The 19,697-nt window shown below is 63.2% G+C and carries 15 protein-coding genes; 5 read left to right on the top strand and 10 right to left on the bottom strand.

The window, feature by feature from the left end:
- Positions 1-6 precede the first annotated feature (6 nt).
- Positions 7-918, bottom strand: a complete 912-nt coding sequence (locus tag A0O30_RS25530) for a LysR substrate-binding domain-containing protein (protein WP_105948539.1) — start codon at positions 916-918, stop codon at positions 7-9.
- 97 nt (positions 919-1,015) lie between these two features.
- Here A0O30_RS25530 and A0O30_RS25525 point away from each other — a divergent pair, with 97 nt between their 5' ends.
- The 5 genes from A0O30_RS25525 (at position 1,016) to A0O30_RS25505 (ending at position 7,355) form a co-directional block, all read left to right on the top strand.
- Positions 1,016-2,107, top strand: a complete 1,092-nt coding sequence (locus A0O30_RS25525; RefSeq protein WP_105948538.1) for a tartrate dehydrogenase — start codon at positions 1,016-1,018, stop codon at positions 2,105-2,107.
- 193 nt (positions 2,108-2,300) lie between these two features.
- Complete coding sequence (locus A0O30_RS25520) at positions 2,301-3,899, top strand: BCCT family transporter (RefSeq protein ID WP_105948537.1); 1,599 nt, start codon at positions 2,301-2,303, stop codon at positions 3,897-3,899.
- 120 nt (positions 3,900-4,019) lie between these two features.
- Entirely contained in the window at positions 4,020-5,141 is a 1,122-nt protein-coding gene (locus A0O30_RS25515; protein ID WP_105948536.1) for an aromatic ring-hydroxylating dioxygenase subunit alpha, read from the top strand.
- 78 nt (positions 5,142-5,219) lie between these two features.
- Positions 5,220-6,191 carry a PDR/VanB family oxidoreductase gene (locus tag A0O30_RS25510; protein WP_105948535.1) on the top strand — a complete coding sequence of 324 codons (972 nt, stop codon included), beginning with the start codon at positions 5,220-5,222 and terminating at the stop codon, positions 6,189-6,191.
- Between the two features lie 84 nt (positions 6,192-6,275).
- On the top strand, positions 6,276-7,355 hold the full coding sequence (locus tag A0O30_RS25505; protein WP_105948534.1) for a helix-turn-helix transcriptional regulator: 1,080 nt from the start codon (positions 6,276-6,278) through the stop codon (positions 7,353-7,355).
- Between the two features lie 5 nt (positions 7,356-7,360).
- Here A0O30_RS25505 and A0O30_RS25500 read toward each other — a convergent pair whose 3' ends face one another.
- The 9 genes from A0O30_RS25500 to A0O30_RS25460 form a co-directional block, all read right to left on the bottom strand.
- A complete protein-coding gene (locus A0O30_RS25500; RefSeq protein ID WP_105948533.1) occupies positions 7,361-8,887 on the bottom strand; it encodes a Fic family protein in 1,527 nt (508 codons plus the stop codon).
- A 148-nt stretch (positions 8,888-9,035) separates the two neighbouring features.
- Entirely contained in the window at positions 9,036-9,875 is an 840-nt protein-coding gene (locus A0O30_RS25495) for a helix-turn-helix transcriptional regulator (RefSeq protein ID WP_177410313.1), read from the bottom strand.
- Positions 9,876-9,928: 53 nt separating this feature from the next.
- Complete coding sequence (locus A0O30_RS25490; RefSeq protein ID WP_105948531.1) at positions 9,929-11,341, bottom strand: aminotransferase; 1,413 nt, start codon at positions 11,339-11,341, stop codon at positions 9,929-9,931.
- 34 nt (positions 11,342-11,375) lie between these two features.
- Positions 11,376-12,479, bottom strand: coding sequence for a polyamine ABC transporter substrate-binding protein (locus A0O30_RS25485; RefSeq protein ID WP_105948530.1), 1,104 nt, complete (start codon positions 12,477-12,479; stop codon positions 11,376-11,378).
- Between the two features lie 279 nt (positions 12,480-12,758).
- Positions 12,759-13,460 carry an NAD(P)H-dependent oxidoreductase gene (locus tag A0O30_RS25480; protein WP_105948529.1) on the bottom strand — a complete coding sequence of 234 codons (702 nt, stop codon included), beginning with the start codon at positions 13,458-13,460 and terminating at the stop codon, positions 12,759-12,761.
- Positions 13,461-13,503: 43 nt separating this feature from the next.
- Complete coding sequence (locus A0O30_RS25475; protein ID WP_105948528.1) at positions 13,504-14,682, bottom strand: pyridoxal phosphate-dependent aminotransferase; 1,179 nt, start codon at positions 14,680-14,682, stop codon at positions 13,504-13,506.
- A gap of 24 nt (positions 14,683-14,706) precedes the next feature.
- Positions 14,707-15,936: an alanine racemase gene (alr, locus tag A0O30_RS25470; RefSeq protein ID WP_105948527.1), complete on the bottom strand. Its 1,230-nt coding sequence runs from the start codon at positions 15,934-15,936 to the stop codon at positions 14,707-14,709.
- A 34-nt stretch (positions 15,937-15,970) separates the two neighbouring features.
- Complete coding sequence (locus tag A0O30_RS25465; RefSeq protein WP_105948526.1) at positions 15,971-17,578, bottom strand: 5-guanidino-2-oxopentanoate decarboxylase; 1,608 nt, start codon at positions 17,576-17,578, stop codon at positions 15,971-15,973.
- On the bottom strand, positions 17,571-19,688 hold the full coding sequence (locus tag A0O30_RS25460; RefSeq protein WP_105948525.1) for an acetate--CoA ligase family protein: 2,118 nt from the start codon (positions 19,686-19,688) through the stop codon (positions 17,571-17,573). Before A0O30_RS25460 ends, A0O30_RS25465 begins: the two co-directional genes overlap by 8 nt.
- Between the last annotated feature and the right edge of the window lie 9 nt (positions 19,689-19,697).

Here is a 19,697-nt window from a genome sequence, read left to right as displayed (position 1 = left end):
AGCGGCCTACCCCGGCAAGCTGTAACGCTCGGCAAAGTACTGCCGAAAAAAGTCCACCGCCACCCGCACCTTGGCCGAACTGGCCAGCGGCGAGGTGTACACCGCCCAGATATCCGCTGGCTGGTGATAGTCCTCCAGCACCTGCACCAGCCGCCCGTCCTGCAGGCTGTCGTGCACGTCCCACCACGACCGCAGCAGTATTCCCCGCCCGTCCAAGCACCACTGGTGCGCCACTTCGCCATGGTTGGTCGACAGGCCGCCGGTCACCCGCACGCTTTCTTCGCCGTTAGGCCCCATCAGTTGCCACACACCAAACGGGTGATCACGCTCCTTGATTACCAGGCAATCATGGCTGGCCAGGTCGCCCAGCACCTTGGGCGTACCGCGCCGCGCCAGGTAGGCCGGCGCGGCGCACAGCACCCGGCGGTTACGCGCCAGCGGCTTGGCAATCAGGTTGGGGGCAATGGCATTACCCACGCGGATGTCCAGGTCCACGCCCTCCGCAATCAGGTCCACCAGGCGGTCGTGCACGTCCAGGCGAATGTCCAGTCGCGGGTAGCGTTCGGCCAGCTCCGACAAGGCCGGCGCCACGAAGCGCCGGCCCAGCCCCAGGCTGCTGGCAATACGCAGCTGGCCGGCCGGCTCGCGGTGCTGGGCGCTGATGTCATCGCCCATGCGCTGCACGGCATCGAATATCTGCAACGCCCATTGATACACCCGCTCGCCCTCCTCGCTCACCGTTACCCGCCGTGTGGTGCGGTGCAGCAGCCGCACCTCCAGGGTTTGTTCGAGCATGCGAATGCGTTTGCTGATGTACGCCGCCGACATACCCAACTCGTCGGCCACGGCCGCGAAGCTGGCACGTTTGGCCACCTGCAGGAAAATGTTGAGGTCGTCGAGGCTGGGCAGATTATTCACGTAGCGTGTTCCAAGAATCCATGATTGGCCAGATTATCTCCGAAGCAAGCCCTTATAGCATGGCCAGCACCTGTTCCCTAGACAACGAGTGCACCCCATGAGCAAGACCTTCAGAATCGCGGCAATCCCTGGCGACGGCATCGGCAACGAAGTACTGCCAGAAGGCATTCGCGTGGTCGAGGCCGCTGCGCGCAAGCACGGCCTGGATATCAGCTTCGAGTTCTTCGAGTGGGCCAGCTGCGATTACTACCTGGCCCACGGCAAGATGATGCCGGACGACTGGTTCGAACAGCTCAAGGACTTCGACGCCCTGTACTTCGGTGCCGTGGGCTGGCCAGACAAGGTGCCGGACCACATCTCGCTGTGGGGTTCGCTGCTCAAGTTCCGCCGCGATTTCGACCAGTACGTGAACATTCGCCCGGTGCGCCTGTTCCCGGGCGTGCCGTGCCCGCTGGCTGGCCGTGAGCCAGGTGACATCGACTTCGTGGTCATCCGCGAAAACACCGAAGGCGAATACTCCTCCCTGGGTGGCCGCATGTTCGAAGGCACCGAGAACGAGTTCGTGCTGCAGGAGTCGGTGTTCACCCGCCGCGGTGTCGACCGCATCCTCAAGTATGCCTTCGACGTGGCCCAGACCCGCGAGCGCAAGCACGTCACCTCGGCCACCAAGTCCAACGGCATGGCCGTGAGCATGCCGTACTGGGACGAGCGCACCGCAGCCATGGCTGCCAATTATCCGGAAATCAGCTGGGACAAGCAGCACATTGATATCCTCTGCGCCCGCTTCGTGCTGCAGCCCGACCGCTTCGACGTGGTTGTAGCCTCGAACCTGTTTGGCGACATCCTGTCCGACCTCGGCCCGGCCTGCGCTGGCACCATCGGCATCGCACCGTCCGCCAACCTCAACCCCGAGCGCAAGTTCCCGTCGCTGTTCGAACCGGTACACGGCTCGGCACCAGACATCTACGGCAAGAACATCGCCAACCCGATCGCGATGATCTGGTCGGGCGCACTGATGCTGGACTTCCTCGGCAACGACGGCGCCGATCCACGTTACCGCGCCGCCCACGACGACATCCTCAAGGCCATCGAGCAGGTCATCGCCGCCGGTGAGGTGACCCGCGACATGGGTGGCCAGCAGTCCACCCAACAAGTGGGCCAGGCCATTACCGCACTGGTCGAAGCCTGATGCACAGGGGCCGATTGTCAGAACTGTCTGACAATCGGCCCCTTGCCTCTTGCGAGCGGCGTGGATTGTATGCAAAATCTGTTAACCGTTAGATTCTAGTCAACTAAAGGTTAACAACCAAGGAAGGAGCAGCACCGCAGTACCCCGGATGCCTGCCGGGTATAACAAGTACGCCAACGTCCAGGAGACGATGATGTCGCACAAGAATAAAAAGATTGATGTGTTCCTGATTACCGTGAGCCTGATTGCCGTACTGCTCACCGTGATTGGCCTTGCAGCCTTCCCCGCCCAGGCTGAAAGCGCCGCCAACCAGTTGTTCGAGCTGTCCACCCGCACCTTCGGTACCAGCGTGCAGGTGCTGGTGTTCGCCAGTACCCTGGCCGTGCTGTACCTGGCCTTCAGCAAGTACGGCAACATCCGCCTGGGCAGTGGCAAGCCGGAATATGCCACCGCCACCTGGGTGTTCATGTTCATCTGCGCCGGCATGGGGTCGTCGACCCTCTACTGGGGTGTGATGGAGTGGGCCTACTACTACCAGACCCCGGGCCTGAACATCGCCGCCGCCACCCCGAAGGCGCTGGAATACAGCGTCGGCTACTCGTTCTTCCACTGGGGTATCAGCGCCTGGTCGATCTACGCCCTGGCTTCGCTGGCCATGGCTTATCACTTCCATGTACGCAAGAAGAGCGGCCTGAACCTGGCCTCGATCGTCGAAGCGGTGACCGGCTTCAAGGCCACCGGCCCGGTGGGCCGCAGCGTCGACCTGATCTTCCTGCTGACCATGATGGGCGCACTGACCGTGTCGCTGGCCCTGACCGCTTCTACCCTCACCCGTGGCCTGCATGACCTGACCGGCACCCCAGACACCTTCACCGTGCAACTGATGGTGATCGGTGGCGTGGCGGTGATGTTCTCGCTCAGCTCGTACATCGGTATCGATGGTGGCCTGCAGCGCCTGAGCAAGATGGTGTGCATCGGCGCGCTGGTGTTTGCTGCCGTGATCCTGCTGGTCGGCCCGACCCAGTTCACCATCAACAACACCGCCAACTCGATTGGCCTGATGATCCAGAACTACGTGCACATGAGCCTGTTCACCGACCCGGCCGGCGACGGCGCCTTCACCCGCAACTGGACGGTGTTCTACTGGCTGTGGTGGGTGTCGTACGCACCAGGCGTGGCCATGTTCGTCACCCGCGTTTCGCGTGGCCGGCAGATCAAGGAAGTGGTGCTGGCCCTGCTGCTGGGTGGCAGCTTCGGTTGCTGGTTCTTCTTCGGCGCGCTGGAAAGCTACAGCATGCACCAGTTCATCACCGGCGCGGTGGATGTACCGAAGATGCTCGCTGAACAAGGCGGCGAATCGGCCGTGACGCACTTGTTGCTGGCCTTGCCGTGGGGCCAGGTGTTCCTCGGTGTGTACCTGTTCATCATGGCCATCTTCTGTGCTTCGCACATGGATGCCGCAGCCTACGCGGTGGCCGCCACCAGCACCCGCAACCTGCGTGAAGGCGACGACCCGACGCCAACCCACCGCCTGTTCTGGTGCGTGGTGCTGACCCTGGTGCCGCTGGCCATGCTGTTCGCCAAGGCCTCGCTGTCGACCATGAAGACGGCCGTGGTGCTGACCGCGATCCCGTTCATGGTGATTTTGCTGGTGAAGATCTACGGCTTCTTCAAGTGGATGATCGCTGACTACGGCCAGGTATCGGCCCACGTCATCGAGGAAGAAGCTGCACGCATGGCTGGAGAGGAACCCACCGAGCATGCCCCGCGCAGCGCTGCTGCCGTGCATTGATTGAATCATCGGGGCTGTGCCACAGCCCCTTTGCAAGGCTGCAAATTTTTTTGCCTGATCTGTTAACCAACAGATACGCGTTAACCAACAACTATAAACCGAGCTTGTGAGATACCTGTCATGAACGACTTCAAACGCCTGCCCGCCGATTTCTGCGCGAATGCCGACGAGGCCTTCACCATCCCGGCCAACTTCTACACCCAGGCCGCCGTGTTCGAGCACGAGAAAGAAGCCATCTTTGCCCGCAGCTGGATCTGCGTGGGCCACCGCAGCGAAGTGGCAGACAACAACGCCTACATCACCCGCGAAGTGATTGGCGAAAGCATCATTGTCGTGCGCGGCCGTGACAGCGTGCTGCGTGCGTTCTACAACGTCTGCCCGCACCGTGGCCACCAGCTGCTCAGCGGCAGCGGCAAGGCCAAGAACGTCATCACCTGCCCGTACCACGCCTGGACCTTCAAGCTCGACGGCGAGCTGGCCCACGCCCGCAACTGCGACAACGTGGTCAACTTCGACAAGGAAAATTCCACCCTGGTGCAGCTGCGCGTAGAAGAATACGCCGGGTTCATCTTCATCAACATGGACATGGACGCCGGCTCCGTCGAAGACCAGCTGCCAGGTATGCAAGCCCGCATGCGTGAAGCCTGCGCGGTAATCGACGACCTGCACCTGGCCGCGCGCTTCGTCAGCGACACCCCGGCCAACTGGAAGTCGATCGTCGACAACTACCTGGAGTGCTACCACTGCGCCCCGGCGCACCCGGGCTTTTCCGACTCGGTGGACGTTGGCCAGTACAGCCACAGCCTGCACGGCAACTGGACCCTGCAGTACGGCCTGGCCAAGCCTTCGGAGCAGTCGTTCAAGTTCGACGAAAACGTGAAAGACCCGTCGTTCGCCGGCTTCTGGGCCTGGCCATGCACCATGTTCAACGTGCCGCCAGGGGCCAACTTCATGACCGTGATCTACGAGTTCCCGGTCGATGCCGAAACCACCCTGCAGCACTACGACATCTACTTCCTCAACAAGGACATCACTGAAGAGCAGCAGAAGCTGATCGACTGGTACCGCGAAGTGTTCCGCCCAGAAGACCTGCGCCTGGTCGAAAGCGTGCAAAAGGGCCTGAAATCGCGTGGCTACCGTGGCCAGGGCCGCATCATGGCCGACCGCGAGCGCAGCGGCATGAGCGAACACGGCATCGCCCACTTCCACAACCTGATCGCCGTGGCCCACCTCGACGATTGATGGCAACCGCTCCACGTTAATGTGCATGTAAAGGTGCGCGGCAGGGCCTGCCGCGCACCCCGGCAGTCGAGGTGAACCATGGCCAACACTTATGAAATGTTCAGCGTCCGCGTAACCGACGTGGAACACGCCACGCCGCTGATCAAGCGCTTTACCCTGGCCCGCGAAGACGGCGCGGCGATGCCCGCCTTCACCGGTGGCAGCCACGTCATCGTGCAGATGCAAGGCGCCGACGGCAGCCAGTTCAGCAACGCCTACTCGCTGATGAGCGACCCGCGCGACACCCGCAGCTACCAGATTGGCGTGCGCCTGGAAGAGCAGTCCAAGGGCGGCTCGGCGTTCATGCACCAGCAGGTGGAAGTCGGCACCCGCCTGACCATTTCGTCGCCCAACAACCTGTTTGCCCTGGACCCTTCTGCTGGCCGCCATGTGCTGATTGCCGGCGGTATCGGCATTACCCCGTTCCTCGCGCAACTGCATGAGCTGGAAGGCGGCAGCACCGACTACGAGCTGCACTATGCCTTCCGCGCACCGGAACACGGCGCGTTTCAGGAGCAACTGGCCAATGGCCCGCACGCGGCCAATACCCGTTTCTACATCGACAGCCTCGACCGCAAGCTCGACCTGGCCGCCTTGTGCGCCGGGCTGGACGAGCAAGCGCACCTGTACGTGTGCGGCCCCAAACCACTGATCGACGCGGTCATCGCCTGCGCGGCCCAGGCCGGCATTGCCGAGCACCGCGTGCATTGGGAACAGTTTGCCGCCACCCCCGTCACCGGCAGCGCCTTTACCGTGGTGCTGGCGCAGTCGGGCGTGGAGTTGCAGGTGGAAGAAGGCATGACCATTCTGCAGGCCATTGAAAAGTCCAAGGCCGCCAAGGTCGAGTGCCTGTGCCGCGAAGGCGTGTGCGGTACGTGCGAGACCGCCATTCTGGAGGGCGAGGCCGAGCATTATGACCAGTACCTGAGCGACGAGGAGAAGGCTGCCCAGCAGAGCATCATGCTGTGCGTCTCGCGCGCCCGTACGGCGCGGCTGGTGCTGGATCTGTAAGTTAGCGTTGCAAAGGCCGTCAACCAAAAGTTGACGGCTTGCGTATACTGGCAGGCTCTTGGCCCAGATCAGGACACCCTGCCGATGTTGGAAAACAGCTTTGCCTTCCGCCTCAAGGAACTGCTTGAGCATCACAAGCTGACCCTGCAAGCCGTGGGCACGGCCTTGGGCATCTCGCGCACCGCAGTGCACAAGTGGACCCGTGGCGGCGAGATCGACTACGACAACCTGCGCAAGCTGGCCGACTTTCTCAAGGTCAACTGGATCTGGCTACGCTATGGCGACGAAGCCCTGCAGAACATCCAGCAACCGCAGGTGGTCGAACTGCCGATGACCGACCTGCGCCGGCGCCTGACCGCCGAGATCATGGAAAGCGAAACGCGCATGAAGCTGGCCCAGGAAGGCGCGCGCATCGTCACCTGGGAGTGGAACCTGATCAGCGACGAAGTCACCTACTCGCCTAACGTCGAGCAGGTGTACGGCTGGCCGGTGCACCACAACGAAGACTTCTGGAAGCACCTGCCCGACGAAGACGTGCAGCGCATGCAGGCGATGTACGCCGAGGCGGTAGCCGAAGGCACGGGTTGTGAGTGCGACTTCCGCATCACCCGCCCCGATGGCGAAATACGCTGGATTTCCTCCCGCGCCACCGTAGTGCGCGACAGCGCCGGGCGCTCGGTGAAAATGGTCGGCATCAGCATGGACAACACCGAGCGCCAGGTGGCCCAACAGGCGCTGAGCCAAAGCGAGGAACGCTTCCGGGCAATCTTCGAACTGGCCTGGGGCGCCCTCGCCTACATCGACCCGGACGGCACCTGGCAGCGGGTCAACAACAGCCTGTGCGAGCTGCTGGGCTACCGCGCCGAAGAGCTCTACGGCATGACCTTCCAGCAGATCACCCACGCTGACGACCTGGCGCAGAACCTGCAGCTGTTACAACGCATGCTGGCCGGTGAAACCGAGCGCTACGAAGTGGAAAAGCGCGTGCGCCACAAGAACGGCGCGTACATCTGGGTCCGCGCCCGCACCTCGTTGCAGCGCCATGCCAATGGCGAGCCGGAACACCTGATCAGCGTGTTCGAAGACATCAGCGCCGAGCGCCTGGAACATGAACGGCTGCAGGCGCACATCGCCGCGCTGGAGGCTCGACTGGCCTCCCGCTAAGCACCCTATAGGTCGCCTTCGAAAGCCGAGCGCACAGCCTGCACAACGCGCTCGGCCCGCGCAGCATCCTCCAGTTGTGGATAAGCTTTTTTCAATTTACCGGACACGTGCCAGCCGTTTTCCTTGAGCGAGCGGATGATGCGATTGGCATCCTGATCGGGCATTTCCAGCACGTCCTTCAGGCGCTCCTGTGCACGCCGGAATACCACCAGCACCCGCGCTTCATCGGCCATTTCCTTGCGCACGGTTTGCGCAACGACCTGAGCGGTATACAGCACGTGTGCGGTCAAGTCCGGGTATCGCCAGGCTACGGCTGCATCATCGTACTCATCGAACATGAAGTTGCTCGACGTGCCGTCAGCGTATGTAGTGGTTTTGCCGAAACGGTACGACGCCCCATAGCGCTGCATGAACGGCCTGGAAAAAACATCCAGCACTTGGTCGTAGCCCACACGAAATGCGATTGAGCTGGTGATCGTGGCAGACACCGGCAGGATGACCCCAGCCGGCATGGCCTTGTCACGAATCAAGGTGTCGTTGATGAGAAACCGATGAATCCGACCGTTGCCATCACGCATTGGGTGGATGTACACGAAGCCGAATGCCAAAACTGCAGCTCTGGCTAATGATTCAGCACCCCGTGTAGCAGCTTCGAAGGCCTTGAGCCCCTCAATCAGCTCCGCGACCTGCGTGTAATGGGGCGCAATGTAGTGCACGATATCTTCGCGCATGGTCGCTTGCCCAACAAAAACAGGGGACTGCCGCAACCCTAGGCCAAGCGCTTCGTGCCCCAATATCCCGGCCTGTAATTTGTGCAGTGTTCGCTCGCTCAACGGCTCTTCGACAATGCCACAGTACCTGGCAATGACATGTGCAAACCGTTGGATTCTGTCAGCTTGGTCGGCTTCTTTTTCGATCAGAAAGCTGGCGCGCGACTCCTTGAAGGTCAACCAACTCGCACTGCGCATCAGAATGTCGGCACCAAATGCCTGGTCGAGTTCACCCAGCGCAGCCGTCAGGTCGAATGCCAACGCGTTTTGAATCTCCTCAGTACGGCGCAACATCGGGCAAAAGCCAGGCGTGCCAGGCAGGTTGTCATTTACCCGCCAGCGACGCACACGCAATGGCAGGGTACGTACCAAGTACTTTTGGCTGGCAACAGCATCGCAGTAAGCACCATTGCCAATATCCGGTATATCCAGACGGGTTGCGGTGAGCCATTCGTAGAAAAAACCGGTACGCCGGGCAAACTGGCCAAAGGGGGATTGCCTGCACCAGGCCTCGATCGGCTCAGGCCCCACGGCTGCGAACAAGCGCGCAAAGAATTCGAGGTGAATTTCCTCGTACTTAAGACCGAATTCGAAATGGCCTGCAAAGCTGTCGGATGGCCGATAGCTTGGCGGGTACTGATTCACAATGAGCCCGTCGCTGTCACGGCTCACCCGGGTCGTCCCGATCATCGATTCGACGCGAAGCGGCTGCACCATCGTGATGCCATACCGATCGGCCAACGCCTTGAAGCCTACCTGCATTGCTGAATCCTTTACCTTCGGTACGAAAACACTACCAATTAAAAGAATTTACGCGAAAACGCTAACCGGGTACGCACGAATTGACTAACGGCGTTGCGAAAACTTTAACAAAAGGCAGTTTCTGACGAAAAAAGCTAACAGAAAAGCATCAAGCGACCACCACCGCACTCCCCTGACGCAACCAGTCGATAAACCGTGCAAACAACTCGGACTGGGAGTTGATCTCCAGCTTCAGGTACAGGTTCTTGCGGTGCATGCGCACCGTCTCAGGCGAGATACCCAGCTCCAGCGCGGTGGATTTTACCGAGTGTCCGCGCAGAATCATGTGTGCCACCTCGCGCTCGCGGTCGGTCAGCACCTGGCAGCCAAAGCTGTCGAACGCCGCCTGCAAGCCGCCGCGCTCAACCGATGCGGTGCCAGGCTCCAGGTTATGCCGGGCATAGCGCCCCAGCAGTTCGCGCACCATCGGCTCCAGCGCCCGCAGCAGGTCGACCTGCCCGGCACTCAGGGGCGTACCGCTGCAACCTTGGAACAGGCTCAATGACAGCTTGCGACCCGCGCTGAGGTCGACGATGTAGTAGCTGTCTTCGCTGCAACCGGTGGCCAGGTAATAAGCCTTGTAGTAGTCGCTGTCGAGGAAGTTGTCGGGGGCGATTTCCTGCAGGTGGTAAAAGCCTTCTGCCAGGCCGCCTTGCACGGCCAGGCAGAACGGGTCAAGCAGGTAGCCGGCGCTGAAGTAGCGTTCCAGCACAGCGGCACGGTGCAGTTCGGGGATGCCTTGCTGGTACAACAGCTGCGGCGCCCGCCCCTGGCACTCCAGGCTGATCATCATCGATTCCACCTGCACCAGCTGGCCGATGGCAGCGGCCACATACTCCAGCGCCTCAGGCGTTTCGCTATTGGCCAGCGCGCGCTGCAACGCCGCATGCCATTGCTGCAGCGCGCCCATGGTGAGGGTAAGCGGGGTGTCGGGGGTGGCCTGGGTCATGCCCGGCAGTCTAGCCTGCCAGGCACGCCCCCGCACAGCCCTTTGCGCCAGGCTCATCGGCCCCGGTACAGGCCAAGCGCGGTGAGTTCGCGCGCGGTTTCGATGATGCACTGGCGCAGGGTCTCGACGATTTCATCCACCTGCGCATGGGTGATGATCAACGGCGGCGACATCACGTTCAGGTGCATGATCGGGCGTACCAGCAGCCCCTTGGCCTGGGCCTTGCTGTGGATACGCTCGCCGATGTTCACCTCATCCGGGAACAGCGCCTTGCTGGCCTTGTCGGCCACGAACTCGACGCAGGCCATCAGCTTCATGCAACGCACATCGCCCACCAGCGGCAACTCGCGCAGGCTTTGCAGGCGTTGCTCCAGATAGCTGCCAACGTCCTTGACGTGCTCCAGCAACTGCTCGCGCTCGATGATCTCGATGTTCTTCAGCGCCGCCGTGCAGCACACCGGGTGACCGCTGTACGTGAAACCATGGGTGAAGCAACGGCCCTTGCCCGGCTCGGCGATAACCTGCCAGATGCGCTCGGAGAAAATGCACGCGCCCAGCGGCAGGTAGGCCGAGGTCAGGCCCTTGGCGGTGGTGATGATGTCGGGGGTAACGCCAAACAGTTCCTCGCTGGCGAAGAAGGTACCCAGGCGCCCGAACGAGGTCACCACCTCGTCGGCGACGAACAAGATGTCGTAGGTCTGGCACAGCTGCCACATGCGCTGGAAATAGCCTTGGGGCGGAATGATCACCCCGCCCGACCCCATGATTGGCTCGGCGAAGAACGCCGCCACGTTGTCGGCGCCCAGCGAGAGGATCTTGTCCTCGAACTCGGCCACCAGGAAGTCGAGGAACTCGGCCTCGTCCATGTCGTCCGGCGCACGGTACGGGTTGGGGTTGGAGACGTGGTGGATCAGGTCATGGTGATAATCGAACTCCGGCACCCGGTCGGCGGCCTTGTTGCCGATCGACATGGTCAGGGTGGTGGAGCCGTGGTAGGCGTTGTAGCGAGCAATGATGTGCTTCTTGTGTGGCTTGCCGCGGCAGTTCTGGTAGTACTGGATCAGCCGGTAGGCGGTGTCGACAGCGGTCGAGCCGCCGGTGGTGAGGAACACATGGTTCAGGTCGCCGGGGGCCAGCTGCGCAAGTTTCTGGCACAGCTCGATGGCCACATCGTTGGCCATGTCGGAGAACGGGTTGGAATAGGCCAGTTGGCGCACCTGGTCGGCGATGGCCAAGGCCATTTCCTCACGGCCCAGGCCGATGTTGGTGCACCACATGCCGCCAACAGCATCAAGGAAGCGGTTGCCGTGGGTGTCGCGAATGTACGCGCCCTCGCCGGCGACGATGTTCAGTGCGCCTTGCTCGCGGTGCTCGTCGAACACATGGTAGCCGTGCATGTAGTGGGCCTTGTCGGCTTCCACCAGCGGGTCGTGGGCGATGGCGAATGCTTTGCTTGGGGTGGCCATGGGCAGCTCCTTGGCGGGAATCGTTGGGCAGTGTTCAGAAACCGGTCTTGACCGTGCTCCAGACCCGGGTAATGGCGCGCATGTCCTTGGGGCTCTGGTTTTTCTGCGCGAACAGGCGTTCGCGGGTGGATGAATCGGGGTAGATGGCCGGGTCCTGGCGGATGTCGTCATGCACCAGCGCTGTGGCGGCGGCGTTGCTGTTGGCGTAGTGGATGTAGTCGGTGACCTTGGCCATGGTCTGCGGCTGCAGCAAAAACTCGATGAAGCGGTGGGCGTTGGCCGTGTGCGACGCATCCTTGGGGATGTACAGGTTGTCGAACCAGATCAACGAGCCTTCCTGGGGGATGAAGAACGACAGCTTGATGTCCTTCTTCGCCTCCACCGCACGGGCCTGGGCGGTGGCGTAGTCGCCAGACCAGGTCAGTGCCAGGCAGACATCGCCATTGGGCAGGCTGGTGAGGTAGTTGACCGAGTCGAACTTGCGAATGTAGGGGCGGATGCTCAGCAGCAGTTGTTCGGCAGCCTTGAGGTCGGCCGCAGATGCGCTGCGCGGGTCCTTGCCCAGGTATTGCAGGGCCAGCGGGATGACCTCGGTGGGCGCGTCCATCAGGGTGACGCCACAGTCGGCGAAGCGCGAGACGATCTTGGGGTCGAACAGCATGGCCAGCGAGCCGATGGGGGCGTCGGGCATGCGTGCGGTGATCTTGTCGACGTTGTAAGTGACCCCCGAACTGCCCCAGGTGTAGGGCGCCGAGTACTTGAGGCCTGGGTCGTAGCCCTGCAGGTTGTTAACCACTTGCTGGTCGAGGTTGTGCCAGCTGGGCAGTTGCTGCTTGTCCAGCGCCTGGAACACCCCGGCGCTGATCAGCGGGGGTACCAGGGAGGCGTTGAGCATGACCAGGTCGTAACCGGAACGGCCGGTGAGCAGTTTGGTCTGTACCGTTTCGTAGCCGTCGAAGGTGTCGTAGATGACCTTGATGCCGGTGGCCTTCTCGAAGTCGGCCAAGGTGGTTTCGCCGATGTAGTCGGTCCAGTTGTACAACCGCAGCGTGTTGCCGCTGTCCACCTCTGCCGCCTGGGCAAGGCTGGCGCCAGACACCAGCAGCAGACCACCCATCACCTTCAGTACCTTGCGCATGGCAACTCCATCGTGTGAATGCTCCGGATCGAGCCGATGGGTTCACTATCGGGGGATTTGCCGAGGGGGAACATACCCCGAATGTGTGGGTGGTCGTTTTTTAGCAGGTGGATCTCAACAGCCTGCCGAATCTTTGGGGCTGCTTTGCAGCCCTTTCGCGACACAAGGCCGCTCCCACAGGATTACCGTCAGCTTCGATGCCTGAGCTGTCCTTGTGGGAGCGGCCTTGTGTCGCGAAAGGGCCGCAACGCGGCCCCTATGGTCAGTACAGGAGAAAGGTCAGGTCAGCGGGTACAAAGCCTCATCGAACTGCGCCAACCGCGGGAACACCAGCGGCTGATCATCCGAGAGCTGCTCCAGCCGCTGTCGGTATTGCTGCAAGAAGCCCTGGCGCGCCTCATCGCTGATATACGGCACATGCCAGGCCACGAACGGCGGCAACACCTCGAACCCCACGTAGGCCAGCGTACCCCGCAGAATCGGCCGCAACATGTCTTCCAGCGGCCCATGAATCGCCCCTTCGCCAAACATGTGCTCGCGCCCGCCCAGGGTCACGGTCACCAGCGCCTTCTTGCCCGCCAAACCACCCTGGTCGTAGAAGCGCTTGCCGCCATAGCACACCCCCGACACCAGCACCCGGTCGATCCAGCCCTTGAGCATGGCCGGCGCCGAGAACCAGAAGATCGGGAAGTTAAGCACCAGCAGGTCAGCCCACAGCAGCTTGTCCAGCTCCTGCTGGATGTCCTCGGCAATGGCACCGCGCTTGACCCCCTGGCGTTGCTCCAGGGCATACACCAGATACTCCGGGTTCTCACGCTGGGTAAAGTCTTCGGCACTGGCCACCGGGTTCCAGCCCATGGCGTACAAGTCGCTGACCTGCACCTGGTGGCCCTGGGCACGGAAGGTTTCCACGGCCTGGTCGCGCAGTGCGGCGGTAAACGATTGTGGCTCGGGGTGAGCGTGGACGATCAGTACATTCACTCGTGTTCTCCTTGCACAAAACAGGTTGTCTGGCCGCCGTCGCTTAGCCTTGCATCAGCTCGCCGGCACAGCGGGCGATGCGCTGGCAGGCATCGACCAGCGCATCGTTACCCAGCACCAGCCCCAGGCGAATATGCCCGGCGGCGCTGGGGCCAAAGGCTTCGCCGGCCAGTACCGACACGCCCTGGCTGTCCAGCAGGCGGTTGGCAAAGGCCTGGGCACTGAGGCCGGTTTCGCGGATATCGACCATCACGAACATGCCACCATCGGGCTTCAACGCCTTGAGGCCCGGGCAGCCAGCCAGTTGTTCGCACACCAAGTCACGGCGCTGGCGATAGGCCTCGCGCATGGCGTCCAGTTCGGGCAACTGCTGCTCCAGCGCCACCACTGCAGCGTCCTGGATGAAGTCCGGCGAACCGTACAGCATGCACAGGGCGAGGTTTTCCAGGTGCGTGGCCAGTTCCTTCGAGCCGACCACCCAGCCCATCCGCCAGCCGGTCATGGCATGCGATTTCGACAGGCTGTTGAGGGTGGCGGTACGTTCAGCCATACCCGGCAGGCTGGCTGGGCTGACATGTTCGCCTTCGTACAGCAACTCGCTGTACACCTCGTCGGAGATCAGCCACAGGTCATGGGCGATGCACAATTCGGCGAGTGCTTCCCAGGTCGCACGGGGCAGGCTTGCACCCGAGGGATTGTGCGGGCTGTTCAGGGCCAGCGCGCGGGTGCGCGGCGTGATGCGCTCGGCCACGTCTCGCGGGCAGACGCGAAAACCGTTCTCCGGCTTGACCGGCACCGGTATCACCTTGGCACCACAAGCACCGAACACGGCCTCGTACGTGACATACATGGGCTCGGCAACGATCACCTCGTCGCCCGGGTCCAGCACGCACTGGGCCACGCAGTACAGCGCGCACTGAGCCCCCGCCAACACGGTCACCTGGTCCGCACTGACGGCTTGGCCGCTGCGCTGCCGGTGGCGGTTGGCGATGGCCTGGCGCAAGGCCAGCTTGCCGCGCACATCGGCGTAATGGGTGTGGCCCGCTCGCAGGCTGTCGATGGCCGCCTGGACAATCGGCGCAGGGGTGTCGAAGTCCGGGTCACCCACCGACAGCAACAGGATGTCCTTGCCCTCGGCCTGCAGCGCCAGGGCGCGGTAGTGGATGTCCCAGGCAGCAGCCCCGTCGCCGGCGATGCGTTGGGTGAGCGTGGCGTAGCGCATGGCAATCTCCCTTCAATGGCGGGTTCAGTCGACGAGGATCTTCGGGTTGGAACTGCCCCACACGGTGTACAGGTCGGCGAGCAACGCGCCGTTGATGTCTTCCATTTCGGCCTGAGTGATCTCGCCCCCAGCCTGCTTGCCGAACAGCACCACTTCGTTGCCCCCTTTCACATCCGGGAAGTCGGTGACATCGACCATCAGCGTGTTCATCGACACCTTGCCCACTACCGGCACACGGTGGCCGTTGATCAGCACATGGCCCTTGTTGGTGAACGCCCGGCGGTAACCGTCGGAGTAACCGACGGTGATGTTGGCCAGCCGAGAGTCACGAGCCAAGGTAAAGGTGCGGTCGTAGCCGACGGTGTTGCCGGCCGGGTAGCTGTGCACGGCAGCCACACGCGACTTGAACTGCATGGCACGCTGGTACTCGGTGTGGCTCGGCACGGTGTCACCGAACAGCGCGCCACCGGTGCGCACCATGTCCAGGCGCGCTTCCGGCACCTCCAGCGTAGCGAACGAGTTGGCGGCGTGCAGGGTGAGCTTGCTGCGGTCGAGCTTGGCGTGCTTGATCAGCCAGTCGGTCTGCTCGTTGAACGCTGCCAGGCCCTTGCGCACATCGTCCTTGTCTTCCACCGCAAAGTGGGTCATCAGCGCAACCAGCTTGAGGTGCTTCTGGTCGGTGATCTGCAACGCTTCGCCACGGCCGGACCAGGTGCTCATCTCCACCCCGTTGCGGCTCATGCCGCTGGAATTGAGCGCCAGGTGGATGCGCAGGGGCTTGCCATGGCGCTCGGCGATGGCGTCGAGCTGGCGGGCGAATTCGGCACTGCCCACCAGTTCTTCCATGTCGTACTGCAAGGCCTCTTCCACTTCGCTGAGGCTGGCCAGGCGCACCCGTACCAGTTGCCCGGTAAAGCCACTGGCGCGGACCACGCGGGCTTCCTCGTTGCTGGCCACCGCCACACAGGGCACGCCCTGGGCAATGATCGACGGCATCACCAGGCCGACACCGTGGCCATAGGCATCGGCCTTGAGCACGGCACACAGCTTGGACTTGCCGGCCAGTTCGGCCTGCAAGGTGCGGATGTTGTGTTGCAGGGCGCTGGCGCTGATTTCGACCCAGGCGTTGCTGTTTTGCACGGTCAAAGCGGTGGTGCCGTTGTCCATCGACAGCGGCGGCGCAGCGTACAGCGGAGCCTGGCCAGTGATCAGCAGGGCCAGGGAAGCGGCCAGAAGGGTACGGCGAAATGGCATGGTGGTTTCTCTTGTTATGGGTGTTGTGCGCGGTTTAGCGCACACAGGTATGTTTGAGTTCGATAAAGGTCACGCCAGGTGTGGCGAAGCCAATGGCCAGGTCGGCCTGCAGCGCGTCCAGGTCTCGCGGCTGGCGCACTGCGCAACCAAAGGCGCGGGCCAGGCCGATGAAGTCCGGGTTGCGCGGCAGTACGCCGACCGGTTCGATGTCCAGGCCGAGCATGTCGTCACGGATCTGACCGAGGGCGTCATTGTTCCACAGCAGCACGACCAACGGGCGGTCCAGTTCTTCGACCGCAGTGGCCAGTTCCTGGGCGGTGTAAAGAAAACCGCCGTCGCCCACCAGCACCAGGCCTGGGCGGTGATCGGTGGCGAGCATGCCGCCGATGCCGGCCGGCAGGCCGTAGCCGAGGGTGCCGTAGCCGGTGGGGTGCAGCCAGCTGCGTGGCGCCCGGCTGGCGAAAGCGTAGTTGCCGGTGTAGGCCAGCTGGGTCATGTCGCTGCTGATGAACGCGTCGTCGGGCAGCACGGCGGCAATGCGGTCCAGAATGGCCTGGTGCGTGGCCTGCAATGGCGCATGCCCGTTGCGGATGGCCTGGCGCAGGTTGGCCACGGCGTCGTGGGCCTGAGCCGGTTCGCGGGCGAGCTCCGGCAGGTGGTCGAGCAAACCGCACAGGGTTTGCCGGGCATCGCCGTGCAGGGCCATGGCACAGGGGTAGAAGTCGTTGAACTTGCGCGGGTCGATGTCCACGCGCAGCAGTTCACCCGTGATCGGCAGGCGCTCGCGCCAGAAATCGGTGTCGGCCATTTCGGTGCCCACGGCCAGCACCACATCGGCCTCGCTGATGAGTTGCCAACCGGGCTCCACGCACAGGCTAGAGCCGGCATTGAGTGGCGCGTCCGGTGGCAGCAGGCCCTTGCCGGCCACGCTGGTGAACACCGGTGCCGCCAGGCGAGTGCTCAACTGCTCCAGTGGCTCGGCAGCGTGCAGCGCCCCCCCGCCGGCGATGATCATCGGCCGCTTGGCCGCCGCCAGCTTCAGGGCCGCCCGGTCGAGGGTTTCCCGGCACGGCTGGCCACGGCCGGGGCGGCGCACCACCTCGTTGCTCCAGTCGCGGCTTACCGGTGCGGCCAGCACGTCCAGCGGCACCGAAATGTGTACCGGGCGCGGCCGTTCGCTGTCGAACACGGCCCAGGCGCGGGCGATCAGCTCGGGCAGGTCTTCGCCGCGCAGGGCCACAGCGGAAAACGCGGTGATCGGCGCTGTCATGGCACGCTGGTCCTGGGTTTCGTGCAGGCAGCCCCAACCCTTGCCCAGGCTGGCGGTGTGGTTGACGCTGGAAATCACCAGCATCGGGATGGAGTCGGCATAGGCCTGGCCGATGGCGGTGGCGGCGTTGGTCACGCCCGGCCCGGTGATCACAAAGCACACCCCAGGCTTGCCACTGACCCGGGCGTAGCCGTCGGCCATGAAGCCGGCGCCCTGCTCGTGGCGGGTCAGCACATGGCGAATGCCACTGCCCGGCAGGCCACGGTACAGCTCCAGGGTATGCACGCCGGGGATGCCGAACACGGTCTCCACGCCGTAGTTGGCCAACAGCCGTACCAGCGCCTGACCGGCAGTCATGCTGTGGTTATTCATGTCGTTCTCCTTGCGCCTGGCCGAGACGGATCAACGCGTCGACCGCAGTGGTGCCACGGGCCCCCACCATCAATGGGTTCACATCCAGTTCCAGCAGGTGCCCGGCGTTTTCGCAGGCGTAGTCGGCCACCGCGCGGATGGCTGCAACCAGGGCGTCGAGGTCGGCGGCCGGGCGACCGCGGAAGCCTTGCAGCAGGCTGGCGCTGCGCAGGTTCAGCAGTGCGGCACGGATGGCGCTGTCGGTGGTGGGCAACAACAGGCTGACACTGTCTTTGAGCAGTTCGACCAACACGCCTCCGGCCCCCATCACCAGAGCCAGGGCAAAGTCGTGCTCACGCTTGATGCCAACGATCAGCTCGGCCAGCGGCGGCTCGGCCATGGGTTCGAGCAGTATCTGTTCGAATGCTACGTGCGGGGCGTAGGCGGCGATGCGCTGGCGCATCTGCACCAGTGCGGCTTCCAGCGCAGCAACATCGCGCAGGTTCAGCGCCACCGCACCGGCTTCGGTCTTGTGTGGCAACTGCGCGCTGACGGCCTTCAGCACCAGCGGGTAACCCACGCGTGCGGCGTCTGCCACGGCACGCTCGGGCGTGCTGAGTACGCCCGCGGGCACCGGCAAGCCAAAGGCGCGCAGCGCTTGCTTGGATTGCCATTCATCCAGCAACCGGCTTTCGCCCGTGAGCGCCTGCGGGCATAACGGGACGTGTGCGGCCTCGCCCTGCTCCAGCAGCCGCTGGCGGTTGCGTTGGTAGCCGACGATGCGGCCCCAGGCCGCCAAGCCGTCCTCGACGCCCTGCAAGGCAGCGATGCCGCGTGCATGGAGCCGCTCACGTGCGCTGGCGGGTAGCAATTCCGGGAAGGCCGAGGTAACGAAGCCGATCTTGCCGTGGCGTTCCAGCGCATCGCAGTAAAGCGCCAACAACAAGTCGCACTCCTTGCGTTCGCCGGTAAAAGCCGCCGGGTAATCCAGCACCAGCATGGCCGCGTCGGCTGCGCCGCTCAGCGTGCTGTCGAGCATGCGTTGCAGGGCGGCTTCATCGCCCCAGATGGCGGTGGTGAAATCCAGTGGGTTTACCAGGTTGGCATAGGCTGGCAGCACGTCGGCCAGTGCGGTCACCTGTTCTTGTTGAAGGCTTGGCAGGTTCAACTGGTTGCGCTCGGCATAATCGGCAATCAGGCCGGCATCACCACCTGAACAGGCCAATGCGATCAGCTCGCCGTCGACCGGCAAGCGTCCGCAAGCGGCGGCCTTTAGCGTTTCGACAAAACTGACCGGGCCACTGACACGGATCACCCCCAAGCGCTGGAACAGGCTGTCGTACAAGGCATCGGAGCCGGACAACGAACTGGTGTGGCTGAGCGCCAGTTCAGCACCGATCTGCGACACGCCCGTTTTCAGGGCAATGATCGGCGTGCCCTGTTGCAGCGCTTTGTGAGCGGCACGCGCGAAGCCCGGCACGTTTTTCAGGCCTTCCAGATGCAGGCCGATCGCCGTTACCCGTGGGTCGTCAAGCAGCACGTCCATCAACTCGGCCACACCCAGTTGCGCCTGGTTACCGACCGAGGCCATGTAGGCCACCGGCAGCGAGCGGTCGCTCATGGACAGGTTGTAGGCGAAGTTACCGCTCTGGGTGAGAATCGCCACGCCCTTCTCCACCTGTTTGCCGCCATGGGCCACCGGCCACAGGGCGGCCCCGTGCAGGTAGTCGAGCAGGCCGTAGCAGTTGGGGCCGAGCAAGGCCATGTCGCCAGCAGCGTCAAGCAGGCACCGCTGCAACTGTCGGCCCTCCTCGCCACACTCGGCAAAGCCCGAGGCATAGCAGATGGCGCCACCGGCCCCGCGGGCAGCCAGCTCGACCACACACTGCAAGGTCAGCTCGCGGTTGGTGGCGATGAACACCGCGTCCGGGGCATAGGGCAAGTCGGCCACCCGCGCTACGCAAGGGATGCCCTCCAGGCTTTCGTGCTGCGGGTTGACCAGCCACAGCCCGCCACCAAAGCCCCCTTCGGCGCAACGCTTGAGCGCCCGCGCCATGCTGCGCCCACCCACGAAGGCCAGGTGCCGGGGCGCCAGCAGGCGCTTGAGGTTGTCACGAATCGATTGCGACATGTGCGTTCT

The organism is Pseudomonas sp. LLC-1 (genome assembly GCF_002992185.1).
Taxonomy (GTDB): Bacteria; Pseudomonadota; Gammaproteobacteria; order Pseudomonadales; family Pseudomonadaceae; genus Aquipseudomonas; species Aquipseudomonas monteilii.
Note: the sequence above shows the minus strand (reverse complement) of the source record. Positions and strands in the feature narration are given on the sequence as shown.

Coding starts and splice junctions, on each gene's coding strand:
- A0O30_RS25525 (WP_105948538.1), top strand. CDS start 1,016: ATGAGCAAGACCTTCAGAATCGCGGCAATCCCTGGCGACGGCATCGGC.
- A0O30_RS25520 (WP_105948537.1), top strand. CDS start 2,301: ATGTCGCACAAGAATAAAAAGATTGATGTGTTCCTGATTACCGTGAGC.
- A0O30_RS25515 (WP_105948536.1), top strand. CDS start 4,020: ATGAACGACTTCAAACGCCTGCCCGCCGATTTCTGCGCGAATGCCGAC.
- A0O30_RS25510 (WP_105948535.1), top strand. CDS start 5,220: ATGGCCAACACTTATGAAATGTTCAGCGTCCGCGTAACCGACGTGGAA.
- A0O30_RS25505 (WP_105948534.1), top strand. CDS start 6,276: ATGTTGGAAAACAGCTTTGCCTTCCGCCTCAAGGAACTGCTTGAGCAT.
- A0O30_RS25500 (WP_105948533.1), bottom strand. CDS start 8,887: ATGCAGGTAGGCTTCAAGGCGTTGGCCGATCGGTATGGCATCACGATG.
- A0O30_RS25495 (WP_177410313.1), bottom strand. CDS start 9,875: ATGACCCAGGCCACCCCCGACACCCCGCTTACCCTCACCATGGGCGCG.
- A0O30_RS25490 (WP_105948531.1), bottom strand. CDS start 11,341: ATGGCCACCCCAAGCAAAGCATTCGCCATCGCCCACGACCCGCTGGTG.
- A0O30_RS25485 (WP_105948530.1), bottom strand. CDS start 12,479: ATGCGCAAGGTACTGAAGGTGATGGGTGGTCTGCTGCTGGTGTCTGGC.
- A0O30_RS25475 (WP_105948528.1), bottom strand. CDS start 14,682: ATGCGCTACGCCACGCTCACCCAACGCATCGCCGGCGACGGGGCTGCT.
- alr (WP_105948527.1), bottom strand. CDS start 15,936: ATGCCATTTCGCCGTACCCTTCTGGCCGCTTCCCTGGCCCTGCTGATC.
- A0O30_RS25465 (WP_105948526.1), bottom strand. CDS start 17,578: ATGAATAACCACAGCATGACTGCCGGTCAGGCGCTGGTACGGCTGTTG.
- A0O30_RS25460 (WP_105948525.1), bottom strand. CDS start 19,688: ATGTCGCAATCGATTCGTGACAACCTCAAGCGCCTGCTGGCGCCCCGG.